General features: G+C 37.6%; 9 protein-coding genes. 8 read left to right on the top strand and 1 reads right to left on the bottom strand.

Annotation, left to right across the window (positions count from 1 at the left end; translation table 11 throughout):
- Positions 1 to 213 precede the first annotated feature (213 nt).
- The 7 genes from H280_RS25335 to H280_RS0119175 all read left to right on the top strand — a co-directional run bounded on the left by H280_RS25335 (position 214) and on the right by H280_RS0119175 (position 9,254).
- Positions 214 to 3,132, top strand: coding sequence for an SH3 domain-containing protein (locus H280_RS25335; protein WP_020062756.1), 2,919 nt, complete (start codon positions 214 to 216; stop codon positions 3,130 to 3,132).
- A 563-nt stretch (positions 3,133 to 3,695) separates the two neighbouring features.
- Positions 3,696 to 4,292, top strand: coding sequence for a TerD family protein (locus H280_RS0119200; RefSeq protein ID WP_020062755.1), 597 nt, complete (start codon positions 3,696 to 3,698; stop codon positions 4,290 to 4,292).
- Positions 4,293 to 4,312: 20 nt separating this feature from the next.
- Positions 4,313 to 4,897 carry a TerD family protein gene (locus tag H280_RS0119195; RefSeq protein WP_020062754.1) on the top strand — a complete coding sequence of 195 codons (585 nt, stop codon included), beginning with the start codon at positions 4,313 to 4,315 and terminating at the stop codon, positions 4,895 to 4,897.
- 117 nt (positions 4,898 to 5,014) lie between these two features.
- Entirely contained in the window at positions 5,015 to 5,593 is a 579-nt protein-coding gene (locus H280_RS0119190; RefSeq protein ID WP_020062753.1) for a TerD family protein, read from the top strand.
- Between the two features lie 73 nt (positions 5,594 to 5,666).
- Positions 5,667 to 6,455, top strand: a complete 789-nt coding sequence (locus H280_RS0119185) for a TerC family protein (RefSeq protein ID WP_020062752.1) — start codon at positions 5,667 to 5,669, stop codon at positions 6,453 to 6,455.
- A gap of 71 nt (positions 6,456 to 6,526) precedes the next feature.
- Positions 6,527 to 8,158, top strand: a complete 1,632-nt coding sequence (locus H280_RS0119180; RefSeq protein WP_020062751.1) for a YceG family protein — start codon at positions 6,527 to 6,529, stop codon at positions 8,156 to 8,158.
- A gap of 16 nt (positions 8,159 to 8,174) precedes the next feature.
- Positions 8,175 to 9,254: a toxic anion resistance protein gene (locus tag H280_RS0119175; RefSeq protein ID WP_020062750.1), complete on the top strand. Its 1,080-nt coding sequence runs from the start codon at positions 8,175 to 8,177 to the stop codon at positions 9,252 to 9,254.
- 25 nt (positions 9,255 to 9,279) lie between these two features.
- On the opposite strand, the gene H280_RS0119170 is transcribed toward H280_RS0119175, so the two are convergent.
- The gene (locus tag H280_RS0119170; protein ID WP_020062749.1) at positions 9,280 to 11,946 is read right to left on the bottom strand and encodes a cation-translocating P-type ATPase; all 2,667 of its coding nucleotides are present in this window, start codon (positions 11,944 to 11,946) and stop codon (positions 9,280 to 9,282) included.
- A gap of 390 nt (positions 11,947 to 12,336) precedes the next feature.
- On the opposite strand from H280_RS0119170, the gene H280_RS23970 reads away from it, so the two are divergent.
- Positions 12,337 to 12,520: helix-turn-helix domain-containing protein (locus H280_RS23970; RefSeq protein WP_020062748.1), on the top strand; the 184-nt coding region annotated here is incomplete at its 3' end.

Raw genomic sequence — 12,520 nt, 5'->3', positions numbered from 1 at the left:
AGTCAGCTCCTTTTCGTGCATTTAGTATGTTGAACATTGTCGAAGCGCCTTTATCTTGTGTCGAATCGCCGATATATCAGTGGACATATGATTTCATGGACTTTTAACAATTTTCAAACATAAGGCGCACTAATAGTTATGTTATAATATGAGATAAGAAATAAGGAAAGGAAGTGACTTCAGAATATAAAAATCCTTATATTCTAATTAATCATGAAACGAACAACAAAACAAATTATAGCAGGCACATTTTTAGCGACAGCAGCATCTCTTATTTCTACAAATGCTTTTGCACAAGAAGAAAGCACAGCTACAGTAAATGCCACAAATTTAAATATACGTCAACAACCAACAACACAAAGTCCAATTGTCGGACAAGTAAAACGAGGAACAACTGTAAAGGTATTAGAAGTACAAAAAGATTGGGCAAAAATCTCATCCAATGGTAAAGAGGGTTATGTTTCACTGCAGTTTTTAAAGATGGCAGGAACAAAACCTGTAACCGAATCGAAGCAGCAAACAAGTATTAATAATGGACAACGTGAAACGGGTGTTGTCACAGCGACACGTCTAAATGTTCGTAATAGCCCTGGTGTAGGTAGCACTCTTCTTGGAAGTGTTCAAAAAGGAGAGACTGTTACCGTTATAGGAAAAGCAAATGGCTGGGCCAAAATTGAATATAAAGGAAAAGAAGGTTATGTTTCACTAGAATTTATTAAAGTGGGAGAGAAAGCAGGAGTAGCACCGCAACCAGCACCGCCGCAGCAACCAACAATTAATAATGGTCCGCAAGAGGCAGGAACCATAACAGCGACAAGTTTGCGAGTAAGAAGTGCGGCAAACACAAGCGGTACGATTCTTGGAAACTTAAAACAAGGCGAGAAAGTAACAGTACTAGGAAAAGCAAATGGCTGGGCGAAGATTGCGCATAACGGAAAAGAAGGTTATGTATCGTTAGAATTTGTGAAATTAGAAGGTAAGGCAGCAGAGAAGCCGGCCGAGAAACCACAAGAAAGTATTGCGACAGGTGCGCAAGAGACGGGAGCAATAACAGCGACAAGTTTACGAGTAAGAAGCGCAGCGAACACAAGTAGTAGCATTCTCGGAAACTTAAAACAAGGCGAAAAGGTAACAGTACTCGGAAAAGCAAACGGCTGGGCGAAGATTTCGTATAACGGAAAAGAAGGCTATGTATCGTTAGAGTTTGTGAAGTTAGAAGGCAGGGCAGCAGAGAAACCACAAGAAAGTATTGCGACAGGTGCACAAGAAGCAGGAACCATAACAGCGACAAGTTTGCGAGTAAGAAACGGAGCAAACACAAGCAGTACGATTCTCGGAAACTTAAAACAAGGTGAGAAAATAACAGTACTAGGAAAAGCAAATGGCTGGGCAAAGATTTCGTACAACGGAAAAGAAGGTTATGTATCGTTAGAGTTTGTGAAATTAGAAGGTAAGGTAGCAGAGAAGCCAGCAGGGAAACCACCAGAAAACATAGCGACAGGTGCACAAGAAGCAGGAACCATAACAGCGACAAGTTTGCGAGTAAGAAGCGGAGCAAACACAAACAGTACGATTCTCGGAAACTTAAAACAAGGCGAGAAAATAACAGTACTAGGAAAAGCAAATGGCTGGGCGAAGATTGCATATAACGGAAAAGAAGGTTATGTATCGCTAGAGTTTGTGCAAATTAGTACGAGTTCGAATGCTAACAACGGAAACAATGGAAATAACGGAAATAATGGACAAGTGACGGAAGAACGAGGCGTTGTAAATACATCTTTATTAAATGTGCGCCAAGGTCCTTCAACAAATACTTCAATTGTAGCCCACTTGAAAAATGGTGAATCTGTTTCCGTAATAGGCAAGGAAAATGGCTGGGCGAAAGTGCGAGTAAATGGAAAAGAAGGTTATGTTTCTTTACAGTTCTTAAAATTAAAACAATCATCTTCTTATGAAGTAATCACAGCTGCTGGAAAAGTCCAAAAATCGAATGGAACGGAAGCAGAAAAAGAACTGCAAAATAAACAAGAAGATGGTTATATTGTTAGCAATGGTAAAGTTGTGAATATGAAACAAGGCTTTGTACGAGCGAATAAACTCATTAATATTTATGATATTGCGACTGGTAAAAAGTTAACATATGTACGAGAAGGAGCTGACTTAAAGTTCCTAAAATCGGATGGTGACCGTGTGCATGTGAAAATTGATGGTACAATAGGATACGTCAATATAGACGATGTTACTTTATATCCAAATATGGTTCATGAGTCAACGTCATATTATACAGTGAAAAATGGAAAGCTTTATCACTATGTATATAACAACTCTACGAATAAGCACGTGGCGTACCAAATTGGTAATGCACCAAAGCATTTACAAGAAGGTCAGCGTTATGAGGCATTTGATAAAACGCAAATTGGCGGCCAAGATAGTTATCAATATTTTGAATATGTGCCGATTCGCGCCACATCTACTTATACAGCGAAAGACATTGATGATTTCTTAAGAAAAAATAGTGCAGGTAGTCCGTTAATTGGAACTGGAAAATATTTTGTTAATGCAGCACAAAAATATAATTTAAATGCAGGTTATTTACTATCTCATGCCGTTTTGGAATCTGGTTGGGGGAAAAGTCGGATTGCACAAGATAAGAAAAATTTATTTGGTTTTAGAGCAGTAGATTCTGATCCATACAACGGTGCAACGGCATTTAAAACATGGGAAGAGGGTATTAACTTCTGCGCTTCATATATTGATAAAAACTATTTAAATCCAAATGGCTGGACATATAATGGCGGGAATTTGGGAGATAAATCACAAGGTATGAACGTCATGTATGCAAGTGATGAGAATTGGGGCCAACAAATTGCTTCTCTTATGAATAAACTTGATACCATGAACGGTGGAAAAGATTTGAATAGATATCAGCTAGGTATGGTGCAAGCAGGGGCTGGAATATTAAAAAATATAGGCGGCACACAAGCGAGTGTGGCACCTCGTAATATGACAGTTGCAATTAAGAACACCATTCAAACTTCAAGTGGAGCATACTATGAGTTAGTTTCTGACAACCCAGCGTATAATAGTGTGTATGTGAAAGCGAGTTCTGTAAAACTTATATCTTCATATTAAAAAATAGCTAGATTCATAATGTTAATGAGAAGTAAAGAAGTTAGATAAATACAAATTGAAAAAATGAGATGAAAACCAATTTTTTAGGGGAGGAGACGAGAGCAACTGGCCATGCATCGAGGCGGTCAGTTCCTTTTCCAGCCACGTGCAAAGTTTAAAACAAAGATAGACAGCAAGTAGCGGCCATGTTTTGTTCTGCATAGCAGCGACTTAGATGTTAAAAAGGCAATTTGTATGTATATAAAAACATTCTTTTTCGATGGGTGAGAAAACGGTCAGTGCCCTTTCCCGCCACATACAAGGTAAAACAAGGAAAGAAGCAAGTGCAGGCTCTTCTGTATAGCCGCAATCTTTATGTCGAAGTGCCGATAAATTCAACATTTGCACCGATATATTATTTGGGGGCTGTGCACTTCTGACATTGATGCAGAGAAATTAAATAGATGTTTTCATATAATCAAAAAATTATTCTTTTTTTCAATCTATGAAAAATGCTACAATATTAAAGAAAGAATACAATTTTTTCCTAGCTGGAAAAGCATTTGTAGAAAGGAAGAGACTTCATGCCTATCATTTTAGAAAAAGGACAGAAGATCGACTTAACGAAAGGACAACCAGGGTTAACAAAGTTACAAGTTGGCTTAGGGTGGGATCCAATTGAAAAAGCAGGTGGATTTTTATCTTCATTGTTTGGAAGTAAGCCAAATATTGACTGCGATGCATCTGTGATCATGCTTGAGAATGATCAGTTTTTACATAAACATGATCTCATATATTTTGGGAATAAATTATCTTCTTGCGGAAGTGTTACTCATTCGGGTGATAATTTAACAGGTGAGGGTGCAGGAGATGATGAAACTATTTTTGTTGAATTGCAAAAAATTCCATCTAGAATAAACCGCCTCATCTTTGTTGTAAATATTTATGATTGTGTGAACCGTCGTCAAGACTTTGGGATGATTCGTAATGCGTATATTCGTATTCAAAATCCGCAAACAGGTGAAGAGTTAGCGCGTTATAACTTAACTGATAACTACGGCGGAAAGACAACCTTAATTGCTGGCGAAATGTACCGTTATGGTAATGATTGGAAGTTCTCGGCGATCGGAGAAGGAACACAAGATAAAAATTTAAGTGAAATTGTAACGCGTTATCAATAACTTTTAAGGAGGCGCTACATATGGCAGTTATTTCATTACAAAAAGGACAAAAAGTAGATTTAACGAAAACAAATCCAGGTCTTTCAAAAGTAATTGTTGGTCTTGGTTGGGATACAAATAAATATGATGGACAAGCTGATTTTGATTTAGATGTAAGTATTTTCTTAGTTGGAGCAAATGGTAAAGTTGGCGGAGGAGAAGACTTCGTTTTCTATAATAATCCAATTGGAGCAAACGGATCTGTACAGCATTTAGGGGATAATCGTACAGGAGAAGGCGAAGGGGACGATGAAACAATCAAAGTTGATTTGAAAAATGTTCCTGCGCATATCGAACGTATTTGCTTTACGATTACAATTTATGATGGAGAAGGTCGTCGTCAAAACTTTGGACAAGTATCTAACTCCTTCGTACGTATTTTAGATGAAGAGAAGAACACAGAGCTAATTCGCTATGACTTAGGTGAAGATTTCTCGATTGAAACAGCAGTTGTAGTTGGTGAATTATACCGTCATAACAGTGATTGGAAGTTTAATGCAATCGGAAGCGGCTTCCAAGGTGGATTAGCAGCTTTATGTAAAAACTTTGGTTTAGATGTAGAGTAAAGTGAAACTTTCATAAGTGGGGAGGGTTCATCCCCCGCTTATCTTCCTCGCTTTTTTTGGGATCTTACTGCCCGTTAAAGCGGGATAAAGAATCTATGTAAATAGAGGTGAAGCGCGATGGTTATTCAGTTACAAAAAGGACAAAAAATTGATTTAGGTAAGACAAGCCCAGGCCTTACAAAAGCAGTTATTGGTCTTGGTTGGGATATTAAACAATATGACGGCGGATCTGATTATGATTTAGACGCATCTGCTTTCTTATTAAATCAAGAAGGTAAATGTACGAAAGAAACAGACTTTATCTTTTATAACAATTTACAATCTCCTTGTGGTTCTGTTACGCATACAGGTGATAACCGAACTGGAGAAGGTGAAGGTGATGATGAACAATTAGTTGTTGATCTAAGCAAAATCCCAGCTGATGTACACCGTATTGCAATTACAGTTACCATTTATGATGCAGAGGGTCGTCGTCAAAACTTTGGACAAGTTGCCAATGCGTTTGTTCGTTTAGCAAATGAAGAAACAAATGAGGAAGTGCTTCGCTATGATTTAGGGGAAGATTTCTCCATTGAAACAGCGGTTGTCTTTTGTGAATTATACCGTCATAATGGACAGTGGAAGTTTAATGCTGTCGGAAGTGGCTTCCAAGGTGGACTAGGTGCGCTTGTAAGAGCGTACGGCTTGGATGCATAAGAAGGAAGCGACTTTCGTTTCCTTCTTTTCCGCTTTCTAGAAATTTAAAAACAGAATAGGAGTCAAGAGCTGTATGGAGATTTTACACGGAATTCTTGATACGTATGCCCAATTCTTTAATTTAGATATGTGGGTAAAAGTATTACAAGATCCAGTATCTTGGGGATTAATTGGTACGCTTGTTATTTTGGAAGGATTGCTATCTGCTGATAACGCGCTTGTATTAGCTGTTATGGTAAAACATCTTCCAGAAGAGAAGCGTAAAAAAGCTTTATTTTATGGACTTATTGGTGCGTATGTATTTCGTTTTATTGCCATCGGAATTGGTATGTACTTAATTAAATTAGCATGGGTAAAAGTACTTGGTGCTCTTTATCTTGCATGGCTTTCTGTCAAATACTTCATTGATAAATCTAAAGGAAATGAAGAAGACGAAGAAGCGCATGGTATGAAGCAAGATAGCATTTTATTTAGAATGTTTGGCATGTTCTGGGGAACAGTAGTAATGGTTGAGTTAATGGACATTGCGTTCTCTGTGGATAGCGTTCTTGCGGCATTTGGTGTTTCAAATGAAGTATGGATTTTACTTCTTGGTGGAATGCTTGGAATTTTAATGATGCGTGGTATTGCCGGCGTATTTTTAAGATTATTAGAACGTATTCCAGAACTAGAAACGACAGCATATATATTAATTGCAATTATTGCTGTGAAAATGTTGCTTTCTGTATTTGGTATTGAAATGGAGCACTGGTTATTCTTCATCATCTTAGTTATTGCATTTGGTGCGACATTTATTTTACATTATATGAAAACATCTCGCCAAACTCGCGAAGAGGTGGCAGCTACTAAGAAAGAAGATTAATAGACTAAATGGGTTTGCTCGTCATACGGGCGCCCATTTTTTATAAACGTTTCGTTTGGAGGTGAACGAGTGTGTTCTCACGTTTTGCATTTCATCCACAGCTACTCAGCGGGGAAGAAGCATTAAAACAGTTTGAAGTCGGTTTAGCAAAGCGGCCGCATTATGAATTGACAGAGAATAATCTACATTTTAGTTATATAGGATGTCGCATTCTTGGTGTGCCAAATGATGCGGATGAGTATTATAACCAGTTATTTGAGTATAGTCAAAATGAGAAGATCACTGTGCTTCATGAGCAAAATTTAAATAAAGTCATTCCTTCAGAGAAGCTTCGCGATATTCAGGAAGTTTTTTCATTGCACCAACAAGCCGCAAACGGTTTAACTGTTAATCGTCTCGTTGCTCATTTAACGGGGAAACGTTTGTTGCCCGAGGTAGATCATCCTGATATACAACACTACATACATACAACATTTATTTCAATTTTAAAGCTGTACGAAAAACAGCATAATCAATCGTTAAAAACAGAAGGTTTTCGCCGTTTTTTAATTGATATGATTAAGTTAAGTGAAAATTACATTTCGAAGTGGTTTTCACAAAAAGATTATAAAGTACAAATGCCGCAAATTATATGGTACGGTGATGCATCGGAAAGTCGAATTTATTTTTTATACTTTCTTATTATGCTCGGATGTGACGTATTGTATTATCATCCAGAAGGAAAAGATGGTTTTGAAACAATCGATGAAGAAAGTCGAACATTTGTGATTTCGCATCCAAGTCAAATTTCATTAGAGCCATTTCCGGATAAAAAGAGGGAGCGCGTTGCAACTGTTGCTTATCAAGCCTCAAAAGAGATTGAGCAGGTGCTTCATCATGATAATTCACTCTTGTATAAACCATGGCAATTCAGGGCGTATACACCAGTTGCCCGGACGTTAAAAACGACGTATGATGAACTGTTTATCATTACGAAAGAAAAAGCATTTATAAGACCAACATTCTTTGTAGAAAAAGGGCATATTTATATTCCATCGTTATTTGCGAAAGTGTCTGGTGTATCTAAAAATGAGAAAGAGTATTTTCAAAGATTAAAAACGTTAACATCATATGAAAATAGTTTGCTAATCAATCAATTTCCATTTACAAAGGAACAGAAAGCGAATTTTCAATTTCATTATCGTGATGCGTTAAACCGTTCGGGAAAACTTGATGCACAGAACATCATTCAAAGCCATTGGTGGCCGCATAAGCGTTTACCAGAAGGATTGCAGTATGGCATTGCAGAGGCAATGATTCATACATGTGAAAGTAGGCTGTGCAAAAGAATGGGAAATGAAACAGAGCAAGACGCTGCTTTATATGTGTTTGCGCAGCTTTCGCAAATTCCACCGAACATACTTGAGCAGCTTGAGAAATTTGATTATTCGCAAGAAGTACCGAAAATAGTCATATTTAACAATGAGAAAAGCGGAGAACTGACACGTTCTGACGCGGTACTCATGCTCTTTTTAAATCAAATTGGTGTCGATGTGTTACATTTTAATCCGACAGGGCGTAATGATATCGAGCAGTACATTGAAGCAGGCGCATTTGATTGCCACTGGCTAGAAGAAGTGAGCTTTGATGTAGAGTTCCATGGTTCATCGTCTTATAAAAATTTATCAAATACTTTAAAAGGATTATTTAAGCCGTTTTTATAAAGAAAGGAAGATATATATGAATCCGATCGTATTAGATCCAACAACAGAATTGAATGAACAAACGTCACAAGATATTCGCCTGCAGTTAAGACAAGATTCTGAGGTGCAGCGCATTTATAATTCAGTGGATATAAAAGATCAACTAGAATTAATTGAGCTAGGAAAAGAGCCATCTTTAGAAATTTCAAGGTTTGCTGATCAGATTTTACATACGATGACATTATCCAAAGTAGAAGATTCTGGTGAGCTATTAAAACAGCTTGGGAAAATTATGGACAAGTTCGATAGTAAAGATTTCGTTGAGGAAAAAAGCGGTTTTTTCTCTCGTATATTTAAAAAAGGAAATCAAATGATTGAACAAATCTTTAATAAGTATCAAACGATGGGACGCGAAATGGATAAAGTATACGTGGAAATCACGAAATATCAAGATGAAATGAAGCGTTCAATTGGTACGTTAGATGGTTTATATGATCAAAACCTAAAATATTATTTAGATTTAGAGAAGTACGTTGTTGCGGGTGAAATGTTACTTGAGCGCTTGCAAACAGAATTAGTGCCAATGTATGAAGAGCGCGTTCAGAACAATGATCAACTTGCAGGAATCGAACTTGACTCATTAAAAAACTCTGTAGAGATTTTAGAGCAACGCATTGATGATTTAGAAAAAGCGCGCATGGTTGCCCTATTAACAGCACCGCAAATTCGTATGATTCAACGTGGTAACAACAAGTTAATCGGGAAAATTAATTCGGCGTTTATTACGACAATTCCTATTTTTAAAAATGGCATCATTCAAGCTGTAAATGCAAAGCGTCAAAAACTTGTTGCGGATTCCATGGCAGAACTTGATCGCCGTACAAACGAGTTATTGAAGAGAAATGCACAAAATATCGCGACGCAAAGTGTCGAAGTAGCGAAATTAGCAGGTTCCTCAAGTATTAAGATGGAAACACTTGAAGAGACTTGGAACATTATTTCGAAAGGTGTTCAAGAAACAAAACAAATTGAAGAACAAAACAAACGTGAGCGTGAAGAGAGCCGTAAGCGTATGGCAGACTTAACGGACCGAATTAAGAAAGAAATGCAAGGATAAGAATAGAAGGCAGTGAGGAGATTCCTCACTGCCTTTTAAATATTTTTATTGCTTCATTTATTAGTAGTGGAATGATACTAAGTAATAAAACAAAGCCCCAGTCGTTTACTGTTAAAGCATGGACACCAAATATGCTTGCAAGAGGTGGGATCGAAATAATACATACTTGTATACATACGCCGATAAGAAGAGAGAAAACTAAGTATTTATTTGTAAATATCCCAATAGAGAAGATTGATTTTGTACGTGATCGTAAATTAAAAGAGTGAACGAGCTGTGAAAAACTTAATGTGACAAAGGCCATTGTTTGCGCATGTAATAAAGCATCTGCTCCAATTTGTGATGGAAAGAGAGGGAAAAGATTCGTATCCCCTGTATATAATTTTGCGCCAACAATAAAGGCAATTAACGTGATGAGCCCAATGACAATCCCGTTTAAAATGAGAAATGGTACACTGCCGCTAAATAAGCTTTCTGCTGCGCGGCGCGGCTTCTCCTTCATAACATCTGGATCTTCAGGATCAACCCCCAGTGATAATGCTGGAAGTGTATCTGTAATTAAATTCACCCATAAAATATGAATGGGACGAAGGGGCGTAGCCCAGCCAAGTAAAATAGCTAAAAAGAGTGCAATGATTTCTCCGAAGTTACAAGAAAGCAAAAATAGAATAGATTTTTTAATATTATGATAAATGTTTCTTCCTTCGTCGACTGCTTTGACAATTGAAGAGAAATTATCGTCAGTTAATACCATGTCAGCTGCGCCTTTCGCTACATCTGTTCCGGTAATCCCCATTGCGACACCAACATCTGCTTGTTTTAAGGACGGGGCATCATTAACACCATCCCCAGTCATGGAAACAATATTTCCTTTAGCGCGTAATGCTTTTACAATTTTTACTTTATGTTCAGGAGAAACGCGGGCAAAGACGTTTAAATGATTAATTTCGTTTGCGAGCTGTTCATCTGAAAGATTGTCCAATTGTGTTCCAATTATTACTTCGGATTCTTTTTTAGCAATTCCAAGCTCTTTTGCAATGGCAAATGCTGTATCTTTATGATCTCCTGTAATCATAACCGTGCGAATGCCAGCTTTCTGGCATTCTTTGATAGCTGCCTTTACTTCTAGGCGAGGTGGGTCAATCATCCCTACAAGACCAATGAAGATAAGATTTTCTTCTGCCTCATACATATTAGTATGCTCGGCACTGTATTGTTTGAAAGCGAACGAAAGTACTCGTAACGCTTTTTTTGACATCGCTTGTGCCGCTGCTACTATTTCAGTTTGATCACTTTCAGTTAATGGCTGCACAGTGCCATTTTTAAAAATATGTGTGCACTTTGGTAAGAGTTTATCAATTGCTCCTTTTGTCATGCTAAAGTGGTTGTCTTCGTATTCATGCAACGTTGACATCATTTTACGATCGGAGTCAAAAGGAAACTCATTTAGACGTTTATGCTTCTTCTCTAGTGTATCTTTTTGAACGTCAAAGGCCAATCCCGCAACAAGAAGTGCAATTTCTGTTGGATCTCCAGTTTGTGATTCAGCATTATACGATGCATCGTTACATAAAACCATATTTTCTAATAATAGGCGCTGAACATCATTATGTACGTTTAAATTTTCTAATGCATCGTATGTACAGTCACTATAAAAGTGGGTAACTGTCATTTTATTTTGCGTTAATGTACCTGTCTTATCTGAACAAATAATTGTAACAGAGCCAAGTGCTTCGACAGCTGGAAGTTTCCGTATAATCACATTTTGTTTAATCATACGCTGTACACCGATCGCCAGAACAATAGAAACGATAGCTGGCAAGCCTTCTGGAATCGCGGCAACTGCTAAACTAATAGCTGTCATAAACATTTCTAACGTATCACGTCCTTGGAAAAAACCAATTAAGAACATGATGATACATATTCCTACAGAGACGAAGCCTAAATATTTTCCAACTTGCGCTAAGCTCTTTTGAAGAGGCGTTGTATCATCATCAGCTTGATGTAAGAGAGTGGCGATTTTTCCTATTTGTGAATGCATTCCTGTTTGAGTAGCTACGCCAACACCCCGGCCATATGTAACAAGTGTGGACATAAAGGCCATATTTTTTTGATCACCTAGTGGTACCTTTTCGTGATTTTTCTTGGAAGGTTCATACGTTGCATCTTTATCTACAGGAACGGATTCACCCGTTAAAGCAGACTCTTCAATTTTTAAATTGGCTGTTTCGATGAGCCGTAAGTCGCACGGAATATAGCGACCTGCATCAAGCAGAACAATGTCTCCAGGAACGACATTTTCGGATGGAATTTCTTTTAATTCACTACCTCGTTTTACAATTGCTTTCGGAGTCGCCATCTTTTGTAGAGCTTCTAGAGCTTGCTCTGCTTTTGATTCTTGAATGATACCAATTACAGCATTTAAAACGACAACAACAGTAATAATACTAGCATCAGCCCATTCGCCGACAAAGGCAGAAATAAGGGCTGCAATTAAAAGGACATAGACGAGAATATCATTGATTTGAGAGAAAATACGTTGACCCAAAGTTCTTTTTTTCTTCATTACGAGTTCATTTTTCCCGTATTTTTTGAATCGGGCTGCTGCCATTTCTTCGGTTAAACCTTGCTGCTCATTTGTTTCTAGTTCACGCAATGTCTGAGTTTTCGTCTTACTGTACCAATTGCTCATATAAAAGCACCTCCAGTAGAAAAACAGTTAGCAATTGTAGTGTAGAAATTTTGTATTGTAGTATGTACTTTGATGTGAAGTCTTTGATGAGGGGATTACTATCATTGTACAGTATTTAGAACGTGTGCGAATGAAAGGGGGAATTTTTCATAAAATTGTTGGAAATGAAAGGAAATACTCGCCGCTCCTATGCATAGCCAGTCCCTCTCGCCCACTTAAAAAAAATGCTTTTCTGCCTTTTTTTCTTAAAGTAACTGCGTAGTTACAAATTATTTTCATTCGTCATGACGAATTGTATTATTAAGTGCGACACTTAAAAAAAACAAAAAAGCCCACCTCGCTTCGTGTAAAATAGAAGTTACCACACAACCTTTTACACGGAGGACGAGTATGAGCTATTCACATTTTACCACGTTTGAACGTGGACAACTAGAAGCACTTTATAAATTAGGGTATTCCACAAGAAAAATTGGTGCGATTTTGAAGCGGCATCACTCTTCTATCGCACGAGAATTAAAAAGAAATGTCAAAGAAAACAGTACGTACTGTAGTGAAAAAGCACAAAAGGAATATG

The organism is Bacillus sp. 123MFChir2 (assembly GCF_000383235.1).
In the GTDB taxonomy this organism is placed as follows: Bacteria; Bacillota; Bacilli; order Bacillales; family Bacillaceae_G; genus Bacillus_A.
This window is presented reverse-complemented; position numbering and strand designations above follow the sequence as displayed.